The 25,129-nt window shown below is 69.8% G+C and carries 26 protein-coding genes; 19 read left to right on the plus strand and 7 right to left on the minus strand.

The features are described from left to right. Positions 1 to 133: 133 nt before the first annotated feature. Together JYK02_RS24110 and JYK02_RS24115 are read right to left on the minus strand one after the other, a co-directional pair. Complete coding sequence (locus JYK02_RS24110) at positions 134 to 982, minus strand: carboxypeptidase regulatory-like domain-containing protein (protein ID WP_207054350.1); 849 nt, start codon at positions 980 to 982, stop codon at positions 134 to 136. Between the two features lie 218 nt (positions 983 to 1,200). Beyond that, entirely contained in the window at positions 1,201 to 2,148 is a 948-nt protein-coding gene (locus tag JYK02_RS24115; protein ID WP_207054352.1) for a hypothetical protein, read from the minus strand. 175 nt (positions 2,149 to 2,323) lie between these two features. On the opposite strand from JYK02_RS24115, the gene JYK02_RS24120 reads away from it, so the two are divergent. Continuing rightward, positions 2,324 to 3,322 (plus strand): hypothetical protein, encoded by a 999-nt coding sequence (locus JYK02_RS24120; RefSeq protein ID WP_207054353.1) that lies wholly within the window; start codon positions 2,324 to 2,326, stop codon positions 3,320 to 3,322. 63 nt (positions 3,323 to 3,385) lie between these two features. On the opposite strand, the gene JYK02_RS24125 is transcribed toward JYK02_RS24120, so the two are convergent. Beyond that, complete coding sequence (locus JYK02_RS24125) at positions 3,386 to 4,057, minus strand: DsbA family oxidoreductase (RefSeq protein ID WP_207054354.1); 672 nt, start codon at positions 4,055 to 4,057, stop codon at positions 3,386 to 3,388. Between the two features lie 189 nt (positions 4,058 to 4,246). Further along, the gene (locus JYK02_RS24130) at positions 4,247 to 5,266 is read right to left on the minus strand and encodes an ATP-grasp domain-containing protein (RefSeq protein ID WP_207054355.1); all 1,020 of its coding nucleotides are present in this window, start codon (positions 5,264 to 5,266) and stop codon (positions 4,247 to 4,249) included. Positions 5,267 to 5,343: 77 nt separating this feature from the next. On the opposite strand from JYK02_RS24130, the gene JYK02_RS24135 reads away from it, so the two are divergent. The 8 genes from JYK02_RS24135 (at position 5,344) to ileS (ending at position 14,726) form a co-directional block, all read left to right on the plus strand. Next, positions 5,344 to 6,777 (plus strand): sigma 54-interacting transcriptional regulator, encoded by a 1,434-nt coding sequence (locus JYK02_RS24135; RefSeq protein WP_207054356.1) that lies wholly within the window; start codon positions 5,344 to 5,346, stop codon positions 6,775 to 6,777. A gap of 169 nt (positions 6,778 to 6,946) precedes the next feature. Next, positions 6,947 to 7,753, plus strand: a complete 807-nt coding sequence (locus tag JYK02_RS24140; RefSeq protein ID WP_207054357.1) for a TadE/TadG family type IV pilus assembly protein — start codon at positions 6,947 to 6,949, stop codon at positions 7,751 to 7,753. Positions 7,754 to 7,758: 5 nt separating this feature from the next. Beyond that, entirely contained in the window at positions 7,759 to 9,423 is a 1,665-nt protein-coding gene (locus JYK02_RS24145; RefSeq protein ID WP_207054358.1) for a pilus assembly protein TadG-related protein, read from the plus strand. Beyond that, positions 9,423 to 10,421: a TadE/TadG family type IV pilus assembly protein gene (locus tag JYK02_RS24150; protein ID WP_207054360.1), complete on the plus strand. Its 999-nt coding sequence runs from the start codon at positions 9,423 to 9,425 to the stop codon at positions 10,419 to 10,421. The genes JYK02_RS24145 and JYK02_RS24150 overlap by 1 nt, the downstream gene beginning before the upstream one ends. Positions 10,422 to 10,423: 2 nt before the next feature. Continuing rightward, the gene (locus JYK02_RS24155) at positions 10,424 to 10,753 is read left to right on the plus strand and encodes a hypothetical protein (RefSeq protein WP_207054361.1); all 330 of its coding nucleotides are present in this window, start codon (positions 10,424 to 10,426) and stop codon (positions 10,751 to 10,753) included. A gap of 13 nt (positions 10,754 to 10,766) precedes the next feature. Beyond that, positions 10,767 to 11,456 (plus strand): hypothetical protein, encoded by a 690-nt coding sequence (locus tag JYK02_RS24160; RefSeq protein ID WP_207054363.1) that lies wholly within the window; start codon positions 10,767 to 10,769, stop codon positions 11,454 to 11,456. 24 nt (positions 11,457 to 11,480) lie between these two features. Then, complete coding sequence (locus tag JYK02_RS24165; protein WP_207054365.1) at positions 11,481 to 11,777, plus strand: hypothetical protein; 297 nt, start codon at positions 11,481 to 11,483, stop codon at positions 11,775 to 11,777. A gap of 54 nt (positions 11,778 to 11,831) precedes the next feature. Next, positions 11,832 to 14,726 (plus strand): isoleucine--tRNA ligase, encoded by a 2,895-nt coding sequence (gene ileS / locus JYK02_RS24170; protein WP_207054367.1) that lies wholly within the window; start codon positions 11,832 to 11,834, stop codon positions 14,724 to 14,726. Here ileS and JYK02_RS24175 read toward each other — a convergent pair whose 3' ends face one another. Next, on the minus strand, positions 14,727 to 15,455 hold the full coding sequence (locus JYK02_RS24175) for a Mut7-C RNAse domain-containing protein (protein ID WP_207054369.1): 729 nt from the start codon (positions 15,453 to 15,455) through the stop codon (positions 14,727 to 14,729). It lies immediately after the preceding gene. Positions 15,456 to 15,699: 244 nt separating this feature from the next. On the opposite strand from JYK02_RS24175, the gene JYK02_RS24180 reads away from it, so the two are divergent. Beyond that, positions 15,700 to 16,857: an endonuclease/exonuclease/phosphatase family protein gene (locus JYK02_RS24180; protein WP_207054371.1), complete on the plus strand. Its 1,158-nt coding sequence runs from the start codon at positions 15,700 to 15,702 to the stop codon at positions 16,855 to 16,857. 61 nt (positions 16,858 to 16,918) lie between these two features. Here the strand turns inward: JYK02_RS24180 and JYK02_RS24185 are convergent, their stop codons facing one another. After that, the gene (locus JYK02_RS24185) at positions 16,919 to 17,293 is read right to left on the minus strand and encodes a hypothetical protein (protein ID WP_207054373.1); all 375 of its coding nucleotides are present in this window, start codon (positions 17,291 to 17,293) and stop codon (positions 16,919 to 16,921) included. Positions 17,294 to 17,413: 120 nt separating this feature from the next. Between JYK02_RS24185 and lspA (JYK02_RS24190) the strand changes: the two genes are divergently transcribed. From lspA (JYK02_RS24190) to JYK02_RS24215, 6 genes are all read left to right on the plus strand, one after another. After that, on the plus strand, positions 17,414 to 18,046 hold the full coding sequence (gene lspA / locus JYK02_RS24190) for a signal peptidase II (RefSeq protein WP_207054374.1): 633 nt from the start codon (positions 17,414 to 17,416) through the stop codon (positions 18,044 to 18,046). A gap of 32 nt (positions 18,047 to 18,078) precedes the next feature. Next, on the plus strand, positions 18,079 to 18,693 hold the full coding sequence (lspA, locus tag JYK02_RS24195) for a signal peptidase II (protein WP_207054376.1): 615 nt from the start codon (positions 18,079 to 18,081) through the stop codon (positions 18,691 to 18,693). A 17-nt stretch (positions 18,694 to 18,710) separates the two neighbouring features. Further along, positions 18,711 to 20,012, plus strand: a complete 1,302-nt coding sequence (locus JYK02_RS24200; RefSeq protein WP_207054378.1) for a prolipoprotein diacylglyceryl transferase — start codon at positions 18,711 to 18,713, stop codon at positions 20,010 to 20,012. 39 nt (positions 20,013 to 20,051) lie between these two features. Beyond that, positions 20,052 to 21,152 (plus strand): MXAN_5187 C-terminal domain-containing protein, encoded by a 1,101-nt coding sequence (locus JYK02_RS24205; RefSeq protein WP_207054380.1) that lies wholly within the window; start codon positions 20,052 to 20,054, stop codon positions 21,150 to 21,152. 13 nt (positions 21,153 to 21,165) lie between these two features. Beyond that, on the plus strand, positions 21,166 to 21,681 hold the full coding sequence (locus JYK02_RS24210; protein WP_207054382.1) for a KdsC family phosphatase: 516 nt from the start codon (positions 21,166 to 21,168) through the stop codon (positions 21,679 to 21,681). Positions 21,682 to 21,840: 159 nt separating this feature from the next. Next, positions 21,841 to 22,215 (plus strand): hypothetical protein, encoded by a 375-nt coding sequence (locus JYK02_RS24215; RefSeq protein ID WP_242588870.1) that lies wholly within the window; start codon positions 21,841 to 21,843, stop codon positions 22,213 to 22,215. Between the two features lie 14 nt (positions 22,216 to 22,229). Here JYK02_RS24215 and JYK02_RS24220 read toward each other — a convergent pair whose 3' ends face one another. Then, positions 22,230 to 23,063, minus strand: a complete 834-nt coding sequence (locus JYK02_RS24220) for an SDR family NAD(P)-dependent oxidoreductase (protein ID WP_207054384.1) — start codon at positions 23,061 to 23,063, stop codon at positions 22,230 to 22,232. Positions 23,064 to 23,182: 119 nt separating this feature from the next. On the opposite strand from JYK02_RS24220, the gene JYK02_RS24225 reads away from it, so the two are divergent. From JYK02_RS24225 to JYK02_RS24235, 3 genes are read left to right on the plus strand one after another with little or no spacing between them, the layout of a single operon-like run. Next, on the plus strand, positions 23,183 to 23,437 hold the full coding sequence (locus tag JYK02_RS24225) for a hypothetical protein (RefSeq protein WP_347402564.1): 255 nt from the start codon (positions 23,183 to 23,185) through the stop codon (positions 23,435 to 23,437). Further along, positions 23,434 to 24,354, plus strand: a complete 921-nt coding sequence (locus JYK02_RS24230; protein ID WP_207054385.1) for a tetratricopeptide repeat protein — start codon at positions 23,434 to 23,436, stop codon at positions 24,352 to 24,354. Before JYK02_RS24225 ends, JYK02_RS24230 begins: the two co-directional genes overlap by 4 nt. Before the next feature lie 25 nt (positions 24,355 to 24,379). Beyond that, positions 24,380 to 25,129, plus strand: coding sequence for an SDR family NAD(P)-dependent oxidoreductase (locus tag JYK02_RS24235; RefSeq protein ID WP_207054386.1), 750 nt, complete (start codon positions 24,380 to 24,382; stop codon positions 25,127 to 25,129).

Below are 25,129 nucleotides of genomic sequence, written 5' to 3' on the forward strand. Positions count from 1 at the left end.
TCCGCGTCCCCCCGGAACGCCAGCCCTGCATCCTGCCACAACATCTCGTCTCGAGGGGCCCCCCGGCAATGAGACGCCGGGGTTGGACGCCTGTCCGTTCTAGGCAGGGAAGTCCGACCTGTCGAGGGTTTGGTCAGGGCGCGTAACGGCCCGGGTAGACGGTCAGGACGACGCCCAGGTCGGGGCCCACGTCGACGTTGCGCGGCACGTAGGTGGGAGCGCCTTCCACGGACAGCTGGAAGGACGACACTCCGGCGCCGGAGTGCACGAAGAGGAACAGCCCGTGGCCCGCGGTGCCCGTGGTGTTCACGGACGTGAGGTCCTCGGACGGGTAGTAGACGCGGTCCGCCAGCTCCGCGCGGTCCAGCGCCACGCGCACGCCGCTCACGGGTTGTCCGTTGAGGTCCACCACGCGTCCCAGCACGAAGCCCGCGGAGGCCAGGGTGGCCGCCGGGTCACCGGTGTGGCCCTGGAGGCGCGGCGCTCCCACGGCCGCGCCCAGCCCATCCACGAACGCGGTGGGCAGGGCCCAGGCGTGCGCGTCGATGATGTCCGTGCGCGGACGGGTGCCGGTGAAGGCGGTGTCGTAGACGAGCGTGGTGCTGCGCACGAGTCCGTCGTGCGCCAAGCCCACGGCGAGCCCCTGGTGCACGTCGCGCACGGGCACGTCGGTGATGCGGAAGGAGCCGTCCTCGGACACCTCGCCGGAGGCGAAGGTGGCGGCCGAGTCGTTGACGGCCACGCGCAGGGGCTCCTCCACGGTGAGCGCCATGCCGGTGAGTGACGCGGGAGCGGCGGCCACACCCGCGGCCTCCGGGAACACGCGTGCCTCACCGCTCACGAGGATGCGAAGGTTTTCCAGATCCACCGCCTCGGCGTCCTCGGTCCGCACGCCGGGGTCCGGTGTGAAGCCGCCGTCGCCACAGGCCATCGCCAACAGCCCGAGCACGGCACCACCCGCCGCCCGAATGTAGTGTTTCATCGCGCCGCAACATCTTCACGGCCCGGGGCGATCGCAATCCGTCCCCCGGCACCGTCCGTCCCCTTCACGACGCCCCGGTGCGCCGCAAGGCCGGACGCACCGGACACCGGGCGCTCCGGATGTTGAAAACACGTCGGCACCGGGAGCCTGCCTTCCGTGGAGGACGGAAGGCCGCGCCCGGTGCCGCGGGTCACGCCAGGGCGGAGGAAGCGGAGCGCCTACCAGCGCGTCCCGCCCTTGCCGGAGGAGGAGGAACCGGAGCTCTTGCCCGTGTTCCAGCCGCCGCCGCTGCTGCCAGAGCTGCTTCCACTGCTGCCGCCGCTGCTCCGGCCGCTGCTGCCGCCACCACTGCTGCCGCCACCGCTGCTGCCGCCGTTGCTCCAGCCACCGCCGCTGCTGCCGGAGCTGCCGCCGCTGCTGCTGTTGCTCCGGCCGCTGTTGCTGCTGCCGCTGCTGCCGGAGTTGCCCCAGCCGCCGCTGTTGCCACGGCTGCCGCTGTTGTCGTCGTCGCGGCTCTTGCTGGCCGGGGTGTTCCAGCCGCCACCCTTGTTGTCGTCGCGGTCGTTGTCACGGTCACGCGAGCTGTTCGCGGCGGGGGCGGCGTTGCTGCGGCCCCAGCCGCCGGAGCCGCTGGGAGGCCGGGCGCCGGTGCCGTTGCCGCCCGGGGGCGCGTTGCGGCCCTGGTTCACGGGGGCCGGAGCGGGGCGCGAGGGGGAGACGTTGTTGCGGCCGTACCCGGCGGAGGCGCCGTGGGTGTCGCTCCAGCGGTAGCCCCGGCTGCCGCGGTCGTAGGAGTAGCCCGCGCCCCAGGAGCCGCGCGGGTAGTAGTCGTGCTGGTGGCGCCCGTGGAGGTTGCAGTAACCGCCGCTGGCGATGGGGTGGTAGTCCCAGTACCAGACCACCGTCGGGCCCCGGTAGTAGTAGACGTCGTCCGTGTAGACGTAGGACGTCTGGGGCGGCTGGTAGTCGTGGACGTGGGTGTAGTCCTCCGGGCACCAGCCACCGCCGTAGTCGTCGGGGACGGGGTGCGCGCCGGCGAACCGGTACTCCGCCACGGGGGCCACGTAGGTCACGCGACGGACGGGACGATGCGAGTGGGCCTCGACGACACAGCCGGTCCCCATCAGCAGGGCCAGGGGAACGACCAGGGCGAGCAAGCGGTTCATGACGGATCTCCTGGCGCGGAAGTGGACCCTCAAAGCATCCCGCTCCGCAACCTCTGCCCCCACTGACGGCCGGGTCCCGCGTTAATTCATCCGGGATGCCTGCCCGCCGGGAAGGGGAGGGGCCCACCTGATATGACACCCGGGTCGCGGCCTCTGGGGGGCCGCGCCGGGAGGCATGCGGATGTCGGATGTGGACTTCGGACGCGCGATGGGAGCGTCCTGCGCGCTGCACCCGGGGCGGGAGGCCACGGGCACCTGCGCGCGCTGCGGCAACTTCACCTGCGATGCGTGCAGCCTGAACGGCACGTCGCCGCGCTGCCCCACGTGCCGGGAGCGCTCCGGCGCCACCTTCCCGCTGGACCGGGAGACGTGGACCTTCAGCAAGCTGTGGGACGTGTGCTGGGCGGCGTTCCAGCGCGAGTGGGGCATGCTGTCGCTCGCGGTGTTGATCTACCTGGGCGCGGCGTTCGGCGCGCAGTTCCTGATCAACGTGGCCGCGGGCATCGGCGCGGCGATGGACAGCGTCGTCGTGACCGTGGTGCTGGGCCTGGTGGGGTTTGTCGCGCAGCAACTGGTGCAGGGCCTGGTGCAGCTGGGCCTCCTGCGCGTGTGCTTCGACGTGCTGCAGGGCGGCCGCGTGGACCTGGCGCGCCTCTTCAGCCAGATGCACAAGGCGGTGCCCTACACGCTGACGATGCTCCTCGTCTTCGCCATCGTGCTGGTGCCGCTGTTCATCCTGGGCGCCCTGGGCGTCCTCGCGGCTACGGCCACGGGCCTGCTGTCGGGCCTCGACCTGGGCGCGGACCCGAACCCCACCCAGGTCTTCGACGCGCTGGTGCCCCTCATGGGCGTGATGGTGCTGGCGTTCGTGGTGCTGGTGGTGCCGCTCACGTACCTGTTCCTGCCGCTGTACCTGGTCCAGCCGGAGCTCACCTACGACGACGTGCCGCCCTCTCCCGTCGAGGTGCTGCGCCGCAGCTGGGTGGCCGCGCGAGGCGAGCGGCTGTCCATCATGGGCGTGGGGCTCGTGGCGGGAGCCGTCATCGTGGCGGGGTTCTTCGTGTGCTGCGTGGGCATGCTCCCCGGCATGGCGCTGGGCCAGCTGCTCATCGCGGGGCTGTACCTGTCCCTGCGCGCGCCACGCGACGAAGCCGCGGAGTCCTTCCCGGGCTGAGGCCTCACGGGAGGGGAGGCGCGCCTTCGCGAAGCATGCGAAGGCGCGCGGGGGGAAACGGCTTCAGTGCACCAGCCGCTCGGAGGAACCCGAGCGGGGCGCGACGACCTTGCCCAGGCACGCGAGGATGTGCTCGCGGTACTCGGACAGCTCACGCAGGCCGCACAGCATCCACCGGCCGCCAATCACCAGCGTGGGCACGCCGCGCACGCCGCGGCTGCCGGCCAGCCGGTGCTCGTCGTAGATGAGCCGGCGCGTCTCTTCCGAACGGAAGGCCGCGGAGAACTGGTTCATGGACAGGCCCACGCGCGACGCCAGCTCGAACACCACGTCCGAGCGCGACACGTTGACGCCCTGCTCCAGCGCGGCGCGCTGCATGGACCGGGCGAGGAAGGCCCGCGCCTGCGGCCCCTGCAACCGCGCCGCCTCCAGCGCCGCCAGGGCCGGCACGCTGGAGCGCGGTGGATCTCCGCCCAGCCACAGGTCCGTGGAGAGCAGCGAGGCCGTGGGGTCGGTTTCGCGCTGGGCGCGCTTCACCTCTTCCACCAGCCCACGCACTTCGCGCTCCGTGGGCAGCACGTCGTGCAGACGCAGGGGGTAGGGACGCACGCTCCAGCGGACGGCGTCGCCAAACTCCTGGCGAAGCACCTCCAACCGTTGGTCGGCGAGGTAGCACCAGGCGCAAAGCACATCCTGGTAGACGGTGATCTGCAGCGGCTTGTGCAGCGTTTTCATCGGGGGTCGCCAGATTAGAGGCGCATCCCCGTCGCTGCCAACACCCCCGGACAATCCGCGCCCGGATGCATTCCCGTATTCCTGAGGAGCATCCAAGGCACCGTGCGCACCGTGAAGCCCCGCACGCACGCCGTGAAGCAGGCGGGCAGGCACACGGACACTGCTCGCGTGCCTGCTGTCACACCATCCTCAGGACGCGCGGCCCGCCCTCGCCATCAACACGCTGCCCCGGGTCCCCGCGTACACCAACGCGTGCTCCACGATGTGGCCCGCGATGTCCTGACCGGTGGCGCCCTCCAGGCCCTCGAAGCCGGGGCTGGAGTTGATCTCCATGAGACGCGGGCCCTCGCGGCCCTCCAGCATGTCCACGCCCGCGACCTCCAGCCCGATGATGCGCGCCGCCTTCACCGCGGCCTCCACGTAGTCCGGGGGCAGGGTGATGGCGCGGCCCTCGCCGCCGCGGTGGATGTTGGAGCGGAACTCGCCCTTCTTCGCCTTGCGGCGCATGGCGCCCACCACCGTGTCGCCCACCACCAGCGCGCGCACGTCGCGGCCCTCGCTCTCCGCGACGAACTCCTGGAGGACGATCTCCTGGCCCAGGTCCCAGAAGGTGTCGAGGATGGTCTGCACCTCCGGCAGCGTGTGGGCGATCATCACGCCCACGCCCTGGGTGCCCTTGATCAGCTTGATGATGACGGGCAGGCCTCCCACCTCCTGCACCAGCTTGCGCACGTTGCCGCGGTCATGCGCCATCACGGTCCTGGGCATGTCCAGGCCCGCGCGGGCCAGGAACTGGAGCGCGCGCAGCTTGTCGCGGCTGCGCGCGATGGCCGTGGGCGGGTTGAGGACGGGCACGTCCATCATCTCGAAGTGGTTCACCACCGCCAGGCCGTACGCGGTGATGGACGCGCCAATGCGCGGAATCACCACGTCCACGCCCTTCACCTCCGCGCCGCGGTAGGTCATGCGCGGCTTGCCGCGGGCCAGCAAGAGGCAGCAGCGCAGCGTGTCGAAGACGAGCGGGCGGTGGCCCCGGGCCTTGATGGCCTCCACCAGCCGGCGCGTCGAGTACAGCGAGCGCTTGCGGGACAGGATGGCCACGGTCTTCTTCGCGCGGGGCCGCTTGGGTCGCGGCGCGTCACCGCGCTCGGGTGCCTGTGCGCCAGGCGGGACTGGCGCCTTCTTCGGCTTGGCTTTTCGGGGGGGCATGCGGGGCGCGGGACACTAGCACGCACGGGCGGGGAGGCACGGGAGGTGGGAACCCTTTGCTATCCTCGCGTTCACTGATGACCGCACCGAACCCGCATCCCGACGACATCCACACCAATCCAGGAGATGTCGGACTCGAGTTGTCCTCCCAGTCCTCGCTGCTGGGGGAGACGCAGGTGGTGGATCCGCGCGCCACCGTGAAGCTGCACAAGTGCCGGCTCCTGGTGACGCAGGGGCCGGACACCGGGCGCTCCATGGCCAGCGACAAGGAGCGGCTTCGCTGCGGCGCCCACCCGGGCAACGACCTGGTGCTGGTGGAGGACCGCACCGCCAGCCGCCACCACTTCGAGGTCCAGTACACCGAGCGCGGCTACCTCCTGGTGGACCTGAACTCCACCAACGGCACCTTCCTGGACGGCCGGCGCATTGAACGCGCCTACCTGTCCCCGGGCTCGCAGATCCGCGCCGGCTCCTCCGTCATCACCTTTGCCCCCCTGGACGAAGAGGTGGCGGTGGAGCCCGACCGCGAGGGCGAGCTGTGCGGCATGGTGGGCCAGAGCGTGAAGATGCGGCAGGTGTTCGGGCTCATCAAGCGCATCGCGCCCATGGACGTGTCCGTCATCATCCAGGGGGAGACGGGCACGGGGAAGGAGCTGGTCTCCAGCGCCATCCATGAGCTGTCCGGCCGCAAGAAGGGCCCCATGGTGGTGCTGGACTGCGGCGCCATCCCGCCCAACCTCATCGAGAGCGAGCTGTTCGGGCATGAGAAGGGCGCCTTCACCGGCGCGACGTCCAGCCGCCCCGGCGCCTTCGAGCGCGCGCAGGGCGGCACCATCTTCCTGGACGAGCTGGGCGAGCTGCGCCTGGACCTGCAGCCCAAGCTCTTGCGCGTGCTGGAGAACCGCGAGGTGCGCCGGGTGGGCGGCAACGACGTCATTGAAGTGGACTGCCGCGTCATCGCCGCCACCCACCGCGACCTGGTGAAGGAGATCGCCGCGGGCAACTTCCGCGAGGACCTCTACTTCCGACTGTCCGTCATCCACATCCAGTTGCCGCCCCTGCGCCAGCGCCGGGACGACATCCCGCTCATCCTCAAGCGGGCCCTGGCGGAGCCGGAGGTGGTGGACACGCACGGCCGCAAGCGCTTCTCCGCGGAGGCCCTGGGGCTGCTCATGGCCTACGCGTGGCCGGGCAACGTGCGTGAGCTGATGAACGTCCTCTCCCACGTGCTGACGTTCTCCGAGGGCGAGGAGATCCTCCCGTCCCACCTGCCCCCGCGCGTCCGGGGCCAGGCCCGCGAGGGGCCGCTGCCCTTCAACGAGCACCTGGCCTTCAAGGACGCCAAGGAGCAGCTGCTGGAGAACTTCGAGCGCGAGTACGTGACCAGCGTCCTCACCCGCTGCGAGGGCAACCTGTCCCGCGCCGCACGGGAGAGCGGCCTGCACCGCAAGTCCATCGAGCGGCTGGTGAAAAAGTATCAGCTCGACGCCAAGGGGCTGAAACCGCGCTGAAACATCGCCGTGGCATGGTTTTCACGGACGGTGCGGTTTCCCTGGGAAGTTTCCAAGGGAGGCCGACCTCTGCGACAATCCAGGCCCCCCTTCGGACCCCGACGCGGTGTGTCGGCGGTCACTTGACGGATACTGCGAGATTCCCCCGTCCCGCAGGATGCGCCTCTGTATGACCACACGATCCCCCCGTGAAGCAGGCGAGTCCGGCCAGGCCCTGGTGGAGGCCGCGCTGTCGCTGCCGCTGGTCGTGTTCCTGATTCTGGGCGCGCTGCAGCTGTTCCTGATGATGCAGGCGCGGGTGATGACGCACTACGCGGCCTTCCGCGCGACGCGCGCGGGCAGCGTGGCGCACGGGGACTGCGAGCGGATGACCCACGCGGCCATCCTGGCGCTGATCCCGACCTTCCACTCCTTCATGGGGCAGGGGACGGGGTCGCTCAACGGTCCCTTGGGCCGCGGCGCCGGCTCGGATGCGCCCCGGCTGCTGGCGGAGGCGTTCGCGGCGCGGGCGAACAACCGCTACGCGGGCACCGGCACGCCGGGCCCCGGTCTGGACGGCGCCCACAACCGCAGCATCGTGTGGATCCAGCGCGACATCGCCGGCGGCGGCGTGGACAGCCCGGAGGACAGCGACTTCGACCGGCCGGGGCACCTGCGGCGGCTGGAGGTGCAGCTGGTGTTCTGGTACCCGCTGCGCATCCCGTTCGCCAACTGGGTGATGTCGCGCATGTTCCTGGCGCACTTCAGCCTGCGTCCCTACACGGACGCGAACCCGCTCATCGTCGCCGAGCGCGATGCCGCCTGGAACGGCACCGACGTGACGGCGTCACACGTGCTGGACGGCGAGCTGGGCGCGGAGCTGGCGGAGCGCGTGAACAACCGGCAGTACGTCTTCCCCATCATCACCACGTTCACCATGCGGATGATGACGCCCGTGAAGTCGCGTTTCTTCGCCACCATGGCCTGCCCCCGGTGAGAACCATGAAGCGCTCCTCCCTCCAGCGCGGTCAGACCCTGGTGCTGTTCGTCCTCAGCATGCTGCTGCTGTTGCTGATGGTGGCCCTCACGCTGTCGTTCACCATGAAGGTGCGAGAGCGCATCGAGGTGCAGACGGTGGCGGACGCGGCCGCGTACTCCAACGCGGTGGCCACGGCGCGCACGTTCAACACCATCGCCGTGTCCAACCGCGCGGAGATCGCCCACATGGTGGCGAACGCCGGCGCGGCCAGCCTCCTCAACTGGGCCAGCCTCTACCGCGGCGAGTTGAACGCCGCGAAGCTGGGCTACGCGGCGTGGCTGCCCACCTACCAGGCCTTCGCCGCCGCGGGGTGCCCCTGCGCCTGGAATGGCTTCTGCGCCCGCATGTGCCAGTGCGGCCTGCGCGGGGTCGGGGACCTGAGCATGCTGATAGGCAAGCTGCAGGCGGAGGACGCGCGCGTGGAGGCGGTGTTCCAGACCTATGACCCCCTGGTGGGCCTGCAGATGCGCCTGCACCAGTTGGCGGCGGGCGCGCTGTATGCCTCCTCGTATGAGGACTTCAGGAGCCTCAAGGACAAGGTGAACGACCAGGGCTTCGCCAACGACATCCTGGGAGACCTGGCTCCGGGGAGGAACCCGCGCGACGCGGGATGGCTGGCGCCATCCGCGGGCAACATCTCCAAGAAGGAACTGTCGGACAACACGGCATGCCTGGGTGGCGGCGCGGCCTGTGATCCGCTCCCGTTGACGGTGGCCCATGCCGTGGACGCGGCCATGGGCAGCCGCGGCTTCACCTTCGTCACGTCGCGCACCATCGAGCAGTACATCGCGCACGAGGCGAACCTGGCCTTCGTCATCATGCCGCCGGACATCGTCACGCTGCCGTTCGCCGCCGGCACGTCCCACTTCGGCAAGCCCATCCTCCAGTACGGGCTCTTTCCCCCCTATGCGCCCGCCGTCACGGCGGAAGACCAGAGCGAGGTGGCCTTCATCTACAACCACATCGCGCATGGCGGTGGGCCGCCGTGCCCGGTGATGGTGGGAGGCGTCGTGCCAACCCTGGCCCTGTTCGCGGCTTCCGGCGGCATCATGCCCACGCCCACGCATATGTGGCTCGGTGGCACGGACCCCGCGCCCTTCGCGCGGCACATGCTGGCGCCGTGTCTGGGAGGCCCGTCCAGCTGCCCGGGCATCTGGCCGCCGTTCCTGGACTACAACCTGACGGAGCTGTGGCCCAACGGCGAGGGCAACAACTTCGGCCAGCCGAAGAACTTCGCCGTCATCCAGCGCGACCGCAGCAACATGCCCGCGGCGCAGCAGGACCCGTGGAACCTGGCGTTCCGCTTCCGCTTCGAGGCGAACAACCCGAACCCGGACGCGGGCAAGTTCGACAACCGCAGCGCCACCATGGCGGACGGCACGCCGCTGGGCATCCAGACGGCGCTGTCCACGGGCATCGCGTACTACCACCGCGGACGCAGCGCGAGCTTCTCCCACTGGAGCGAACCGCCCAACCTGCTCAACCCGTACTGGCGCGCCACGCTGGTGCCGGTGGACACGGACGACTCGGGTCTGGATGACGCCATCAACGCGCTGGGTGTCAGCTCCCCGGCTTCCGCCGCGACCATCCAGGAGCTGCGGCGCGTGGGCTTCAAGGGGTTCCAGTGATGAACAGCCATCCTCGTCGTCACCGGCAGGCCCGGGGCCAGTCCATCGTGGAGGCGGCCCTCGGCGTCACGCTGTTCATCACCATCCTGGTGTTCGGCATCCACTTCGCGGAGGTGGGCTTCCTGTCGCTGAAGGTGCAGGAGGCCGCGGTGTCCGCGCTGTGGAACGGCACGCACGGTGACATGCACGACATCCCCGTGTCCTACGGCTCGGCGCATGACTCCATGCGGAACGCGGGCGAGGACGCGCAGGCGCGCTACGCGGACTTCAATGGCTTGTCGTCCGTCAACCACGGCGACACCATCACCCAGGTGTTCACGCAGGGCTCGGGCCTGCGCGTGAGCTGCAGCCGCAATGGAGGCCTGGGCTGGAATGGTCCCGTGCTGACCCGGCTCATCTACCGCGACGAGGGCGGCACGTCGTGCACGTCCCAGGCGAGCCTCAGCGCGTGGAACATCCCCAGCCAGTTCCTGGACCAGACGCCGGAGACCGGGCTGTACAACGAGCAGCACCTGGAGGCCGCCAACGCCGCCATCCAGGTGTGTGGCATTGGCCGCGCGGTGGGGGGGACCTGCCGGGGCCGCTTCTCCATGCTCGTGGATGACTGGGGTCTGTCCAACGAGATCGAGTCCTCCACCTGCGTCCTGTTCCAGGACTATGCGCTGCCGTGCACCAACGTTCCGTTCTACACGGCCACGAAGGGCGTCTACGAGCCCACCACGCTGCCCATTCCCACCTTCGCCAGCTTCCTGGCGACGGGAGCGCTCTACATGAATCCGCTGCCGCCCCTGGTGCTGATGCAGCGCGAGAACACCTTCTGGATGAGCGCGGCGGGGGAGGAGACCAACTTCATGCAGTACTGGTTCAAGCCGTCGCCCCTGGGCAACCTGTGGAACACGACGCCCGGCGCGATGATTGGCATCACCACACCCCATTACGGTCTGGGCTATCTGGACCGCACCGGCAATGGCGGCTGTTTCCTGGGAAAGGATTGCTGAAGATGAAGATGCGAAGCCTGCTGTCGGGCGGAGTGCTGGCGTGGGTGCTGGGCGTGTGCCTGATGGCGTCTCCCGCGCGCGCGGACAGCAACTCGTGCAACACCGACTGCGCGACGAAGAACGGGGACACGCTCAACGCCTGCATCACCGCCTGTCCGGCGCCCAGCAGTCCCGGGTCGGCGAAGGACAGCAGCCGCACGTGCGCCGCGCGTTGTGCGCAGAAGTTCCAGACCCAGTTCAACCAGTGCAAGGCCCGCTGCCCCAAGCCGGAAGGGGACACGGGGCCGAAGTCGGGCAAGTCGGTCAAGGCCGCGCGTTCGCACCAGCAGTAGGGAGGAACCGTTGATGACGCGCGGAATCGGGCGCTGGGCCCTGCTGCTGGCACTCGCGGGCGCCTCCCCTGTGTGGGCGCAGCGGGCCAACTTCACCTGGGACATCCCGAAGACCGTCAGCGTGGTGGACGTGCCGGGCCAGGTGGACGCCAACGGCGTGCCGGTGAAGCTGCGCGCGGTGCGCAGCAAGGAGAAGGCGCAGATCATCCTCCAGAGCGTGGTGGACCGCTGGCTCTCCTGGGGCTTCGTGGTGCCGGAGGCGTACAAGCAGCCGCAGCTCCTGCGCGAGCCGATGGTGACCGCCGTCGACACGCGCAACTTCATCTCCTACACGGCCATCCTCCAGGTGAACCCGGACAGCACCACCACGGTGTTCCTGGGTGAGGCGAACCTGGGCGCGGCGAAGGCCCCGCAGCCCGCCGGGCTGCCCGTCTTTCCCGGCAGCTCCAGGGTGCTGACGGCGGAGACGGAGGGCTCGCGCACGGTGAGCTACTCGGTGAAGGGCAAGACGGTCGCCGAGGTGGAGGGCTTCTACCGCGAGGCATTCACCAAGGCGGGGTTCAAGGAGATCCAGCCGCGCGTGTTCAAGTCCGCGACGGAAGAGGTCTCGCTCAACCTGAGCGTCACCAAGGAGGGGCCGGTGGCGGTGCGGCTGGTGCGCCGGGCGACGGCGCCGGACGATGGATTGACCCCGGGCGAGTGACGCCCGCGGGAAGACAGGAACGACATGACGACGCGAATCGCGGTGCGAGGCTGGCTGGGATTGATGGCGATGGGCGCGATGCTGGTGGCGCCCCAGGCGCTCGCGCAGACGTGCGACGAGAAGTGCTCCATCAGCGCCGGTGCCACGGTCCAGGCCTGTGTGAGGAAGTGCCCCGCGAAGGACAAGTCGTGCAACGAGAAGTGCACGAAGGCGTTCCAGGCCGCGAAGGCCAAGTGCTCCAAGAAGTGTCCCAAGGGCAAGGGCAAGTCCACGCCCCAGCCGCACTCGCACGACCACGGCGACGAAGACCACGACGAGTGAGTCCGCGCGTGTGATTGAAGGACCGGCGGGAGGGTGTTACGGGCGCTGGAAGCCATGAGCGACGCCCCCTCCCGCAAGGACCTCGACGCCACCGTCCACCTGCCGCGCACGGAGTTCCCCATGAAGGGGAACCTGGGCCAGCTCGAACCGCGCCTGCTTGCCTGGTGGCGGGAGCAGGACGTGTGGAAGCAGTTGCTCGCGAAGAACGCGGGCCGTGAGCCCTTCGTGCTGGCGGACGGGCCGCCGTACGCCAACGGCCACCTGCATGCCGGGCATGCGCTCAACAAGGTGTTGAAGGACATCGTGGTGAAGTTCCGGAACCTCTCCGGGCGCCCGTGTGACTTCATCCCCGGCTGGGACACCCACGGTCTGCCCATCGAGCAGGCGGTGGAGAAGCGGCTCAAGGAACAGAAGCTCGACAAGCGCACGCTGTCGCGCGACGCGCTCCTGGAGCGCTGCCGCGAGTACGCGCTGGAGTTCGTGGACATCCAGCGCGCGGAGTTCCAGCGGCTGGGCGTCTTCGGGACGTGGGACGCGCCCTACCGGACGCTCGACTTCAGCTACGAGGCGCAGGAGGTGCGCGAGCTGGCCGCGTTCGCGCGCCGGGGCATGCTGTACCGGCGCAAGAAGCCCGTGGCGTGGTGCCTCCAGGACCAGACCGCGCTCGCGGAAGCCGAGGTGGAGTACGCGGAGCACACCTCGCCGTCCGTGTACGTGGCCTTCGACGCGGGGCCGTCGCTGCTGGAGAAGTTGCCGCAGCTCAAGGGACAGCGCGTGTCCTTCGTCATCTGGACCACGACGCCGTGGACGCTGCCGGCCAACCTGGCCATCGCGGTGAACCCCTCGTTCGAATACGTCTTCTACCGGCTGGAGGACCGCGTCCTCTGCGTCGCGAAGGACCTGCTGGCGAAGGTGCTGGCGGAGGTGAAGTCGGACGAGCTCGCCGTGAAGCACGTGCAGCTCCCGACGGGCGAGGTGTCGTCTCCGGCGCTGGTGGATCCGTCACGCATCCTCGCGTACGCGACGGGCGAGGACCTGGAGCACGTGACGTATCAGCACCCGTTCTATGAGCGGCAGGGGCGCGTGGTACTGGGCGAGCACGTCACGCTGGAGGCCGGCACGGGGCTGGTGCACACGGCGCCGGGGCATGGCCAGGAGGACTACGAGGTCGGCCTGAAGTACGGCCTGGACATCTACAACCCGGTGCGCGCGGACGGACGCTACGACGACACGGTGGGCGAGGTGCTCGCGAGCCGGCGCGTGTTCGACGCGAACCCGGTGGTGCTGGACCTGCTGGTGCAGCGGGGCGCGCTGCTCAATGACACGTCAGACACCATCACGCACAGCTATCCGCATTGCTGGCGCTGCCACCAGCCGGTCATCCAGGCAGCGACCTACCAGTGGTTCATCCCCATGGATGCGCCGTTCCATGGCACGCAGACGTTCCGGCAGGTGGTGCTGGAGCAGGTGGACAAGGTCCAGTGGGTGCCGTCGTGGGGACAGTCACGGATCCGCGGCATGCTGGAGGGCCGTCCGGACTGGTGCATCAGCCGGCAGCGCAGCTGGGGCGTGCCCATTCCCATCGCGTACTGCGACGGGTGCGACGACGCGGTGGTGTCCCCGGAGGTGATGGAGCGGGTGGCGGCGGCGGTGGAGAAGGAGGGCGCGGGCGTGTGGTACCGCACGCCGGTGAAGGAGTTCCTCGGGGAGGACTTCAAGTGCCCACGCTGCGGGAAGGAGGAGTTCCACCGCGAGACGGACATCCTGGATGTGTGGTTCGACTCGGCTTGCATGGCGCCCGCGGTGCTGGAGAAGCGGCAGCGCGTGCCGGCGGACCTGTTCCTGGAGGGGAGTGATCAGCACCGGGGCTGGTTCCATTCCTCGCTGCTGGTGTCGGTGGGCACGCGCGACGTGGCGCCCTACAAGGCCTGCCTCACGCATGGCTTCGTGGTGGATGGCCAGGGCGAGAAGATGTCCAAGAGCCGGGGCAACACGGTGGCGCCGGACAAGGTCATCCAGCAGTACGGCGCGGAGGTGCTGCGGCTGTGGGTGGCGGCGAGCGACTACCGCAACGACGTGCGCCTGTCGGACGCCATCCTCAAGGGGCTGTCGGAGGGCTACCGGAAGATCCGCAACACCCTGCGCTACGCGCTGGGCAACCTGCACGACTTCGACCCGGCGAAGGACGCGGTGCCCGGGGACAAGCTGCTGCCCCTGGACCAGTGGGCGCGAGGCCGGCTGGCACAGGTGGCCGCGCGCGTGCGCCAGGCGTACGAGGACTATGAGTTCCACCTCGTCTACGCGACGGTGGTGGACTTCTGCGCCAATGACCTGTCAGCCGTGTACTTCGACATCCTGAAGGACCGGCTCTACACGGCGAAGCAGGACGGGCCCGCGCGGCGCGGTGCGCAGACGGTGCTGCACGAAGTGCTCACGGTGCTGCTGCCGCTCCTTGCGCCGGTGATGAGCTTCACGGCGGAGGAGGCCTGGCAGCACCTGCCGGGTGAGCGCGCGAAGAGCGTGTTCCTGGCGGGCTTCACGGAGGTGAAGGCCGGGATGCCGCCGGAGCTGGAGGCGCGCTACGCGAAATTGTTCGCGGTGCGCAGCGCGGTGCAGGGCGTGCTGGAGGTGGCGCGGCGGGACAAGCGCATCGGAGCGTCGCTGGAGGCCCGCGTGGTGCTGAGCGCCACGGGCCCGATGCGGGAGCTGCTGGAGGCACACCTCACGGAGCTGCCCGGGCTGTTCATCGTGAGCCAGGTGGAGCTGGCGGAGACTCCGTCCGACGCCGCGAAGACGCTGGAGGTTTCACAGGCCTTCGGTGACGGCGCATTCCTGGCCGTCGAGGTGTTGCCGGCTCAAGGCCAGAAGTGCCCGCGCTGCTGGGTGTATTCCGAAGCGGTGGGGCAGGGCGACGAGGTCTGTCTCAAGTGCCGTGAGGCCTTGGGCTGATCAGGGACTGGCTTCCAGTCTGCGCAGCGTGTCCACCAGGTTCTGCATGCGTTCGTGGTGCGTGCCGGGCCAGAAGACGCGCTGGCAGCCGGGGCACTGTTGGAATTGGCGGTGACGCTGGGCCACGCCTTCCGGGATGCGGCCCTGCACTTCGTCGGGTGTCGCGGTGGACAGCGATGCGTTGCACGCGAGGCAGCGGGAGAAGGGCCGCATGCGCGACGTCAGGCCGTACCGCCGCACCACCTCCACCAGTTGGTGCGCGGGGTCGGTGGCTCTGGGGTAATAGCCCTGCACCACCTCCGAACGCTTCAGCAGGCCCAGGTCTCGCGTGAGCAGCACTCGCGACTCCTCGCGGGACAGGCGCGCCAGCAGGGCGTCCGCGGAGTCGTTGCGCCAGAGCGTGTCGAAGCCGAGCATCCGCAGGAAGCCCGACAGCCGCCCCAGGCCCACGTCCAGGACGAAGCGCGGCTGCTCCGGGAGTGGCACTGGAATAGAGGCCGGATGCACGTCCACGTGCGTGCCGGCTTCCGCGCGGTGCCCCAAGCCCACCGGCTGGCCGTCCACAAACACCCCGTCCACTTCCGGATGCGGCGGCCCCAATGACTCGATGAGGTCCTTCACCGAAGGGCTGCCTTGCAGCTCGTGCGTGAACACCCGGTCCCGGCGCTCCGGTGCGACGAAATCGTTCAGTGCGCCGTGGAACCGCACCGTGAGCTGCCGTGCCGACATCCTGGACTCCTCGCGTCCTGCTGCGTCGTGGCTGGGGCCCGTGATGCCTTTCTTCGAATCCGCGCCTTGCCCATCTCTGGGGCGCCAGAACTCTCGGATTCTTGAAAGGCGGAGGATGCAATCCTCACGGGCCGTCAGGGGACAGCCTTCCTGCAAACTTCTATAATCACGCGCCAGTCGGCGCGCCGAAGCCGGTGGAACACCCCCCCTCGACCCCCTCGGAAGCAAGGATCCAGGTCCCTGTATGGCCATGAAGTTCCCCCCGTACCTCCGCCCGCTCGTGGCGCTGGGTTTCCTGGCGCTCGCTTGCGGCGAGGGTGAAGAGCCTGTCGCGCCTGCTGACTCCGGGACCTCGTTTGATGCCGGCACCCGCACCGACGCGGGCACCACCGTGGACTCGGGACAGCCCACGGACGACGCGGGCACCGCCGTGGATGGCGGATCCGGTGTGGATCCGGGCACGGAGGATGCCGGCACCTCGGACGACGCGGGCACGACCGTCGACGCGGGTACGACCGTCGACGCGGGCACGACGACCGATGCCGGTTCGGCGACGGACGCGGGCACGACGACCGACGCGGGCACGATTGACGGCCCGGACTCCGATGGTGGTGTCACGCAGATCCGCCTGATGGCGGCCAATCTCACCAGCGGCAAGAACCAGAGCTACGACCCGGGCCACGGCATCCGGCTGATGCAGGGCGTGGATCCCGACATCGTGATGATCCAGGAGTTCAACTACAAGTCGAACTCCGCTGCGGACATCCGAGCCATGGTCGACACGGCCTTCGGCACGGGCTTCTACTACTACCGCGAGACCGGCGCGCAGATCCCCAACGGCGTCATCAGCCGCTACCCCATCATCGAGTCGGGTGAATGGACGGACACCCAGGTGTCCAACCGCGACTTCGCCTGGGCGCGCATCAACATCCCGGGCCCGCGCGACCTCTGGGTCGTCAGCGTGCACCTGCTCACCAGTGGCTCTGGCGTCCGCAACACGGAGGCCACCAACCTGGTGAAGTTCATCAAGGCCAACATCCCCGAGAGCGACTACCTGGCCATCGGCGGCGACTTCAACACCGACACCCGCTCCGAGCAGTGCCTCACCACCTTCAAGCAGGTGGTCGACACCGCGGGGCCGCACCCGGTGGATAAGTATGGCGAGGACGGCACCAATGCCAGCCGCAGCAAGCCGTATGACCACGTCCTCGTGGACGTGGACCTGCGCAAGTACCAGGTCGCCACCGTCATCGGGACCAGTACCTTCGCCAACGGGCTCGTCCTCGACAGCCGCGTCTACACGCCACTTGCGGACATCTCCCCTGTGCAGTTCGGCGACAGTAACGACCAATACATGCAGCACATGGGCGTCGTGAAGACGTACCTCACGCCCAACTTCTAGCGGGCGCGCAGCTCACGCGGGCCGGTCATCGGGAGTCTCCCGGTGCCCGGCCCGTCGCTTTTCAGAAGCTCCACTTGTGCTTGTTCTTCTCGATGAAGCGCCCCACCGGCGGGATGCGCGCGATGAGCGGCGTCAGCACGAACACCGCCGCCAGCCGGATGGGCTTCACCGCCTGCGACGCGATGTACGCCGCGCCCCACGCGCCCGCCTGCGCCCCCGTGCCTTGCGGCTGGAAGCCGGCCCGGATGGCCGCCCAGAAGCCCACGATGACCAGGCCGAAGATGAGGTAGTTCACCGCGATGGCCAGCGGGCCGTACTCCACCAGCAGCGTCTTGAAGCGCGCCATCAGCGACGGCTTCGCCGCCGGGGTCGTGGTGGTTCCGGGTGGGGCAATGTCGGGAGCGGAGGGCTTCACGTCGGGCTCAACAGGCGCCATGGGCGCACCATGCCCGAAACGGGCGGACTCCGGGAGACAGAGGACAGGCGGGCTGGCGGGCCCCGGCCCGGGTCCGGGTTGTCAGGGCTCCCGGGGGCACGATAGAGGTTCAGGCACCGCATGAAAGCCTCCCTCCGCCTCCTCCTCGTGGTGGTCCTCGCCGTGCTGGCGGCGGATCAGGTGACCAAGTACCTGGCCGTGTCCCGGCTGACGGAAGCGCTGGATGGGCGCAGCGGCCTGTCTCGCGTGTCCGGCTTCCTGAGCGAGCAGAACCTGGACAACGACCCGCCGGTGGAGGGCGTGTTCCGCAAGAACACCCGGCCGTACCGCTTCATCGAGGACTACTGGCACTTCCGCTACGTGGAGAACCCGGGCGCGGCGTGGGGCATGTTCTCCAACCTGCCGGACGCGGCTCGCAAGGCGTTCTTCCACGTGGTGAGCCTGGTGGCGCTGGGCTTCATCCTGGTGCTGTACCGCAAGACGGAGCCGTCGCAGAAGATGGTGCGCGTGGCGCTGGCGCTCATCACCGGCGGCGCGCTGGGCAACTTCGTGGACCGGCTCATCCGGGGCTACGTCATCGACTTCATCGACTGGCACTGGCGCAACCAGCCGGGCATGCGCTGGCCCACGTTCAACGTGGCGGACGCGGCCATCTGCGTGGGCGTGGGGCTGATGCTGCTGGACTCCTTCCGCGTGCGCCGGCCGGAAGCCGAGGCCTCGCCGCTGCCCCAGGGCAGCAGTCCGCAGCCGTGACGCGCGGGGGTGGGCTGGTATAAGCCCTCTCCGTGCCGCGCAAATACGCCATCCTCCTCGCCCTCACGCTGGGCGTCATCGTGCTGGACCAGTGGACGAAGTACCTGGTCGTGCGGGACCTCACCACCCGCTTCGACGGGGCCACCACGCTGTCGGAGCGGCTGGGCGCGTTCTATTCGCCCGCCGAGGAACCCGGCCGCCGGGGCCTGCACTTCCAGCCGAAGACGCACGTGGAGGTGGCGGAGAACTTCTTCCGCCTGCGCTACGCGGAGAACCCGGGCGCCGCGTGGGGCATGTTCAAGAACCTGGCCCCGAACGTGCGCGGCCCGCTCTTCCACCTGGTGAGCATTGGCGCGGTGGTGCTCATCGTCTTCTACTTCCGGAAGCTGTCCGGCACGGACCCCGCGGAGGTGTGGGCGCTGTGGGGCCTGCCGCTGGTGCTGGGCGGCGCGCTGGGCAACTACATCGACCGGGTGGCGCGGGCCTTCGTCATCGATTTCCTGGAGGCCCATTGGTACGACAAGGCCGCCTGGCCGTCGTTCAACGTCGCGGACATGGCCATCTGCATCGGCGTGGGCATGCTCGTGGTGGACGCCTTCGTTCGCAAGGAGAAGCCCCAGGCTTCCGCCCCCGCGAAGGCTTCGTGAAAGCCTAGAGGTCCCCCATGCTCCCCGTCCTGCTGCGCCTGAGCTTCACCAGCCTGTGGATGCAGCTGCTGCTGTACGCCGCCGCGGTGGGCGTCGTGGCCTCCGTCGCCGTCAACGGCTGGAAGGGCACGCTGGGGCCGGTGGATGAGAAGACGGGCAAGGAGGGGCCGGCGCCGCTCCAGGACAAGCTGCTGCGCGCGGCGGGGTTCGCGTTGGTGGGCGGCTTCCTCGCGTACTTCGGGCTGAAGTACGCGCTGCCCGCGGAGGCCTTCCCGGGCGGCAAGGGCGAGGGCATCCCGCTGCACACCTACGGCGTGCTCCTGGCGCTGGGCTTCATCACCGCGGTGTCCGTGGCGGGCCGGCTGGCGCAGGACGAGTGGCGCCGCGTGTCCTTCGTGGAGGGCCGGGGCCAGGTGGACACGGAGGGGCCCCAGAAGCGCGAGCAGGTGATGGACCTGGCGTTCTGGGTGCTGGTGGGCGGGCTCGTGGGCAGCCGCGTGCTGTTCGTGCTGGTGAACTGGCAGGACTACGCGCGCGACTGGACCCAGGCCTTCTCCCTGGGCGGCGGGCTGGTGTTCTACGGCGGCCTCATCGGCGCGGGGCTGGCGGCGTTCCTCTTCGCGCGCAAGCACGACCTGGACTTCCTGCGGCTCGCCGACGTGTGCATCCCCACGGTGTCGCTGGGGCAGTGCCTGGGGCGCCTGGGGTGCTTCTCCGCCGGGTGCTGCTGGGGCGACATGGCGGGCAGCCACTCGCACACGGGCGTGACCTTCCCGGGCTCCGGGCTGGCGCAGGACCTGTTCGGCCGGCTGGGGGGAGCATCCAGCCTGGCGTACGGCTCGCAGGCCGGGGATGACCGCTTCGTGGTGGAGGCCACCGGGCAGGTGCTGCACCAGGCGGCGCCGGGCGCGGTGCGCATCTCCGACTGGGTGGCCCAGCACGGCACCACGCTGCCGGTGTACCCCACGCAGCTCTTCGAGTCCGTGGGGCAGCTGGTGCTCTTCGTGGCGCTCCTGTACGCGCGCCGCTTCCGCCGCTTCCACGGGCACATCTTCGCCCTGTGGCTGATGGCCTACGCCGTCCTGCGCACCACGGTGGAGCTGTTCCGGGGCGACGTGGAGCGCGGCACCCTGCACGGCCTGCTGGAGTCGCTGGGGGCCCAGGGGCTGGCCGGGGCGGTGCCCCTGGAGGCCTGGTACAACGTCTCCACCAGCCAGTTCATCTCCCTGTGCATGTTCACCTTCGGTGCGCTGCTGATGGCCCGCCACCGCCCGGCGGGTGAGGCGGCTGGCCTGGGGCCGACACCGACGGCGGCCTGAGGTTGCGAGCCGCGCCCGGGTTGGGGACACTCCCGGAACATGCCGCCGCCCGACAACGCCCGGCCCGCCGCCAAAGGTGGGGCCCGGCCCGCGCAGGACGCCAGTTCCTCCAGCGAAGCCGCCCTTCACGAATGTGAGGAGCTGGAAGCGGCCATCGCGGAGCTGCGCCACAGCTACGAGCAGTACTTCATGGGCATGGAGCGCCAGGCGCCCGTCCGCGCGCATGAGGACTTGAAGAAGCGGATGTTGAAGCTCAAGGGGGCCTTCATCCGCAGCACGTCGGTGAAGTTCCGCGTGCAGAGCCTCCACAACAAGTTCCTCACCTACGAGCGGCTGTGGACGCGCACGCTCCAGGAGATTGAAGCCGGCACCTACCGCCGCGACCTGGCCAAGGCCCGCCGCCGCGCCGGGACGAAGCAGGCCGGTGCCTCCGGCGAGCGCCAGAAGGGCGTGGTGGAGCTCACCGAGGAAGTCGACGACATGGACTTCGAGGAGGTGGAGGAGCTCACCGGCCGCCGCCCCATCAACGAGCCGAAGCTCGCCTCGGAGTACCTGGCGGAGCAGCAGTCCGCGGGCGGGACGCCCTTCCGGGGCACGCCCACCGTCGCTCCTGTCGCGGCGCAGCCGGCCGGTGCGCCCCGGGGCACGCCCGCGGGGCTGGTGCCTCCGGCGAAGAGCATTCCGGCGGTGGCGCCCGTGGGTGGGCTGCCGTCCATCGCGCCCGTGGGGACCCCGGCGATGGGGACCTCGAAGCTGCCCTCGGTGACGCCGGCGGTGGCTCCGGGCGGGACTCCGGCGGCGGGGCGTCCGGCGGTGCCTCCGGGCATGGCCGCCAAGGCTCCGGCCGCTCCGCAGCAGCCCGCGCGTCCGGCGGCGGCTCCGGTGGCGGCGGCGCCCCGTCCCGCGGCGGCGGGCCCGGGTGGCGGCATGTCCGACGACAAGCTGCGCGCGGTGTACGACGCGTACGTCACCGCGAAGCGCCGCTGCCAGGAGGACACGTCCAAGCTGTCCTACGAGTCGGTGGCCGCCACGCTGCGCAAGCAGGTGCCGGAGCTGCTCAAGCAGCACAACGCGAAGGCCGTCGAGTTCAAGGTCGTCATCAAGGACGGCAAGGCCTCGCTCAAGGCCGTGCCCAAGTAGCGGAAGGCACGGCATGAACCAGGACCTGGAGTCGCTCAAGGCGCGGGTGGCGCGCCTGTCGGTGATGATCTTCGACATCGACGGCACGCTCACCGACGGCCGCATCTTCTGGGTGCCCAACTCCGGCTGGACGCAGATGTACAGCGTGCGCGACGGCATGGGCATCAAGCGCCTCCAGGAGGCGGGCATCGAGGTGGCCGCCATCTCCGGCGGCGACAGCCTCTCCGCGCAGATGCGCATGCAGTCGCTGGGCTTGCGCCACGTGCACTTCGGCAGCCAGGACAAGGTGGCGCACTTCGAGAAGCTGCTCGGCATCCTCAACGTGTCCGCGGAGCACTGCGGCTACATGGGCGATGAAGTCGTGGACCTGCCGCTGCTCAACGCGGTGGGCTTCTCCGCCACGGTGCCGGAGGCTCCGGACGAAGTGCGCGCGCAGGTGCACTACGTGGCCCAGCGCGCCGCCGGCTTCGGCGCCGCGCGCGAGGTGTGCGAGTTCATCCTGAAGCACCGCGCGCGCTTGGCCCCATAAGGGCTTCTTCACGAGCGCGCCCAAACGTTCGCTCCTGGAAACGCCTACCTCCCTGCCCTGCGTTCGGGTTGTCGCTCCCCGGGCCCGTTCCTACCTTGCGCTGCCTGAAGGCCGGTGGACGGCCCGAGACACGCGGGAGGCGACGTGGGGATGCGGCGGATGTGGCTCGGACTGGCAGCGGCCGTGGGGCTCGCCGTGTCCACCGGATGTGGACAGTCCCCCGAGGATTCCGAAGCGCGGCTCGCGGCCCTGGAGGCCGAGGGCAAGCAGATGGACCAGGCCCTGGACGCGGTCGAGGACCGGCTCCTGGGCAGCCAGGGTCGGCTCGCCATGTGGAACGAGCTGGGACGGCGTCACCAGGAGGTCAGCGCCATCCAGTGCAAGGTGGCTGACGCCCACATCGCCGCCATCCTGAAGCACGAGGACAAGCAGAACCAGAAGGCGCGCATCGTCAAGCAGCGCAACTCCATGGCGTCCGTGGACACCGCCGTCCTCACCTCCGGCAAGGCGCCCGCGCAGCAGCGCAGCAACTGAAGAAGCCGCGCGGCCTAGCCGGGGATGCGCGCGGTGCGCTCGCGCATGCGCTTCTCCACCGCGATGACGCCCTTCAGGAAGAAGCCGGGCGCCAGCCGCCGCAGCCGCCAGAACCAGCGCGCGTCCGCCATGGGCAGCACGTGCGGCGCGTCGCGGTCCACCGCCTTGAGCAGCCGCTCGGCGACCCACTCCGGTCCAATCTTCGACTGGTCCACCAGCTTCACGCTCATGCGGCGCGTCTCCGGGTCGGAGTAGGGCGCCGCGGCCGAGGCGATGTTGGTGCGGAAGAACGTGGGGCACGCCACCGTGACGCCCAGCCCCAGCGGGTGCAGCTCCGCGTAGAGCGTCTCCGACAGCGCGACGACGGCCGCCTTGGACGTGTTGTAGGCCGCGAGGTTCGGCGCGTACACGAGCCCCGCCGCGGACGCGATGTTGAGCACGTGTCCGGAGCCCTGCTTCTTCAGGCGCGGCACGAACGCGTGGCAGCCGTGGATGACGCCCCACAGGTTCACGTCCAGCACGCGCTTCCACTCGGACAACGGCAGCGTGCCCACCGCGCCGCCCGTGGCGACGCCCGCGTTGTTCACCACCAGGTCCACGCCGCCGAACGCCTCATCCACCGCGCGCGCCAGGCCCTCCACCGCGTCCGCGTTCGTCACGTCGCACGCGTGCACGCGCGCCTCGCCGCCCAGCGCGGTGACGCGGCGGGCGGTCTCCTCCGCGCTGGCCACGTTCATGTCCGACACCATCACCCGCGCCTGACGTGCCGCCAGGGCTTCACACAGCGCACGGCCAAGTCCACTGCCGGCGCCCGTCACCACCGCGCGAGGACGAGAGGGAAGGCTCATGGTTCCGGGACTCCTGGGAGAGGAAGGGAGGGCGTGACGCAGGCAGGGCTAGCATGACAGGCGGGCAGGCGGGCGCACGGTTCGTGACCCGGAGTCGGAAGTTGGCTAGAACCCGGGCCGTGCAACGCGCCTTGGTGGCAGCAATGGCGGTCGTGGCGGCGGGGCTCCTGGGCTGCAACGACCTGGAGAACTGCGGCTCCACGCCGGTGGACATCACCCGCACCGACGGGGGGCTCTACCGTTGTGTGACGTCCGAGGACTGCCCCCGGACCTCACGCGTCTCCGTGTGCGTGACGGACGTCTCCTCCGAGCGTGAGTGCGTGCGCTGCGAAGAGACGCACTGCGTGCGCCTCATCCCGGAGTCCTGTCAATGAAGCGTGGGGGGGCGCGTTGGGCGTGCGTGCTCGCGGTGGGGGCGCTCGCCGTCACCGGGTGCCGCGACAAGCCGGTGGACCACATGCAGCGCGCGCGCGACGCCATCTTCGAGAAGCGTCCGGACGAAGCGCTGGTGGAGTACCGCAAGGCCTACGACCTGCTGCTGCGCGACGAGTCCCCGGAGGCGCTGGTGATGCGCGCCCGGGCGCTCAAGGGCGCCGCCGACGTGTACTGGCTGGAGCAGCGCAAGGTGAAGGAGGCGGTGAGCGTCTACCGCCAGCTCATCCAGCAGTGCCCGGAGGCGCCGGAGTCGCTGGACGCGCGCATCATCCTGGCGGAGCTGTTGCGGGTGCACTACCGCGACCTGCGCGGCTCCATTGATCAGCTCACCGCCGCGCTGCACCGCAACCCGCCGCAGAGCGCGGAGCTGCAGTACCAGGTGGCCAAGACGTACTTCGAGCTGCAGGACTATCCGCAGTGCGAGCTGGAGGCGAAGAAGCTGCCGGACCGCTTCGCCACCAGCCCCTACGTGGACGACGCGCTCTTCCTCCAGGCGCAGGCGCTGGCCATGGTGGAGGGCAAGCGCCAGGAGGCGCTGCGCACCTACGCGGACCTGCGCACGCGCTTCCCGGACTCGGAGCTGGCGCCGTACGCCCTCTTCGAGATGGGCAAGCTGCGCGCCGACGCGGGCGACAACGAGAAGGCCATCGAGACCTGGGTGGAGTGCCTGAAGACGCACCCCGACCCGTCGCTGGTGCAGGACGCCATCGCCCGGGCCCGCCGCCGTCTGGCCAACCTCACGGTGGAGGGCATTGGCAAGAAGGAGGTGGCGTTCGACCGCAGCAAGCAGGCGCGCACCTCCGTGGAAGCCATGGGCGGCAGCGCCGAGGAAGCCGCCCGCGACCGCGGCGACTGACTTCTCTCTCGTGGAAGGCATTCACATGAACGTGCTGGTGACAGGGGCCACGGCGGGCATCGGGCAGGCCATCGCGCGCCGCTTCGTGAAGGAGGGGGCGCGCGTCATCGCCACCGGACGCCGGAGCGACCGGCTGGAGGCCCTCCACGCCGAGCTGGGCGAGCGGCTCTTGCCCGTGACGCTGGACGTGACGGACAAGGCGGCGGTGAAGGCCGCGTTCGCGTCGCTGCCGGCGGACTTCGCGCAGGTGGACGTGCTGGTGAACAACGCGGGGCTCGCGCTGGGGCTGGAGCCCGCGCAGACGGCGCGGCTGGAGGACTGGGACGTGGTGGTGGACACCAACGTGAAGGGCCTCCTGTACTGCACGCGCGAAGCGCTCACGGGCATGGTGGCGCGCGACCGCGGGCACGTCATCAACATCGGCTCCATCGCGGGCGAGTTCCCGTACCCGGGCGGCAACGTGTACGGCGCGACGAAGGCGTTCGTGCATCAGTTCACGCTCAACCTGCGCGCGGACCTGCACGGCACCTCGGTGCGCGTGACGGACATCCAGCCGGGCCTGCTGGGCGGCACGGAGTTCTCCAGCGTGCGCTTCCGCGGCGACACCGCGAAGGCCGCCGCGCTCTACGACAAGACCCAGCCGCTCACGCCCGACGACGTCGCGGACACCGTGTACTGGGTGGCCACGCGCCCCGCGCACGTGAACATCAACGTCATCTCCATGATGCCGGTGGTGCAGGCCTTCGGGCCGCTGCCGGTGAAGCGCGGCGGCTGA

Origin of the sequence: Corallococcus macrosporus, assembly GCF_017302985.1 — a bacterium.
Lineage (GTDB): Bacteria > Myxococcota > Myxococcia > Myxococcales > Myxococcaceae > Corallococcus > Corallococcus macrosporus_A.

What these genes read in the sequence shown, in the direction of transcription:
- JYK02_RS24110 (WP_207054350.1), bottom strand. Translation starts at nt 982, where the DNA reads ATGAAACACTACATTCGGGCGGCGGGTGGTGCCGTGCTCGGGCTGTTG.
- JYK02_RS24115 (WP_207054352.1), bottom strand. Translation starts at nt 2,148, where the DNA reads ATGAACCGCTTGCTCGCCCTGGTCGTTCCCCTGGCCCTGCTGATGGGG.
- JYK02_RS24120 (WP_207054353.1), top strand. Translation starts at nt 2,324, where the DNA reads ATGCGGATGTCGGATGTGGACTTCGGACGCGCGATGGGAGCGTCCTGC.
- JYK02_RS24125 (WP_207054354.1), bottom strand. Translation starts at nt 4,057, where the DNA reads ATGAAAACGCTGCACAAGCCGCTGCAGATCACCGTCTACCAGGATGTG.
- JYK02_RS24130 (WP_207054355.1), bottom strand. Translation starts at nt 5,266, where the DNA reads ATGCCCCCCCGAAAAGCCAAGCCGAAGAAGGCGCCAGTCCCGCCTGGC.
- JYK02_RS24135 (WP_207054356.1), top strand. Translation starts at nt 5,344, where the DNA reads ATGACCGCACCGAACCCGCATCCCGACGACATCCACACCAATCCAGGA.
- JYK02_RS24140 (WP_207054357.1), top strand. Translation starts at nt 6,947, where the DNA reads ATGACCACACGATCCCCCCGTGAAGCAGGCGAGTCCGGCCAGGCCCTG.
- JYK02_RS24145 (WP_207054358.1), top strand. Translation starts at nt 7,759, where the DNA reads ATGAAGCGCTCCTCCCTCCAGCGCGGTCAGACCCTGGTGCTGTTCGTC.
- JYK02_RS24150 (WP_207054360.1), top strand. Translation starts at nt 9,423, where the DNA reads ATGAACAGCCATCCTCGTCGTCACCGGCAGGCCCGGGGCCAGTCCATC.
- JYK02_RS24155 (WP_207054361.1), top strand. Translation starts at nt 10,424, where the DNA reads ATGAAGATGCGAAGCCTGCTGTCGGGCGGAGTGCTGGCGTGGGTGCTG.
- JYK02_RS24160 (WP_207054363.1), top strand. Translation starts at nt 10,767, where the DNA reads ATGACGCGCGGAATCGGGCGCTGGGCCCTGCTGCTGGCACTCGCGGGC.
- JYK02_RS24165 (WP_207054365.1), top strand. Translation starts at nt 11,481, where the DNA reads ATGACGACGCGAATCGCGGTGCGAGGCTGGCTGGGATTGATGGCGATG.
- ileS (WP_207054367.1), top strand. Translation starts at nt 11,832, where the DNA reads ATGAGCGACGCCCCCTCCCGCAAGGACCTCGACGCCACCGTCCACCTG.
- JYK02_RS24175 (WP_207054369.1), bottom strand. Translation starts at nt 15,455, where the DNA reads ATGTCGGCACGGCAGCTCACGGTGCGGTTCCACGGCGCACTGAACGAT.
- JYK02_RS24180 (WP_207054371.1), top strand. Translation starts at nt 15,700, where the DNA reads ATGGCCATGAAGTTCCCCCCGTACCTCCGCCCGCTCGTGGCGCTGGGT.
- JYK02_RS24185 (WP_207054373.1), bottom strand. Translation starts at nt 17,293, where the DNA reads ATGGCGCCTGTTGAGCCCGACGTGAAGCCCTCCGCTCCCGACATTGCC.
- lspA (WP_207054374.1), top strand. Translation starts at nt 17,414, where the DNA reads ATGAAAGCCTCCCTCCGCCTCCTCCTCGTGGTGGTCCTCGCCGTGCTG.
- JYK02_RS24200 (WP_207054378.1), top strand. Translation starts at nt 18,711, where the DNA reads ATGCTCCCCGTCCTGCTGCGCCTGAGCTTCACCAGCCTGTGGATGCAG.
- JYK02_RS24205 (WP_207054380.1), top strand. Translation starts at nt 20,052, where the DNA reads ATGCCGCCGCCCGACAACGCCCGGCCCGCCGCCAAAGGTGGGGCCCGG.
- JYK02_RS24210 (WP_207054382.1), top strand. Translation starts at nt 21,166, where the DNA reads ATGAACCAGGACCTGGAGTCGCTCAAGGCGCGGGTGGCGCGCCTGTCG.
- JYK02_RS24215 (WP_242588870.1), top strand. Translation starts at nt 21,841, where the DNA reads ATGTGGCTCGGACTGGCAGCGGCCGTGGGGCTCGCCGTGTCCACCGGA.
- JYK02_RS24220 (WP_207054384.1), bottom strand. Translation starts at nt 23,063, where the DNA reads ATGAGCCTTCCCTCTCGTCCTCGCGCGGTGGTGACGGGCGCCGGCAGT.
- JYK02_RS24230 (WP_207054385.1), top strand. Translation starts at nt 23,434, where the DNA reads ATGAAGCGTGGGGGGGCGCGTTGGGCGTGCGTGCTCGCGGTGGGGGCG.
- JYK02_RS24235 (WP_207054386.1), top strand. Translation starts at nt 24,380, where the DNA reads ATGAACGTGCTGGTGACAGGGGCCACGGCGGGCATCGGGCAGGCCATC.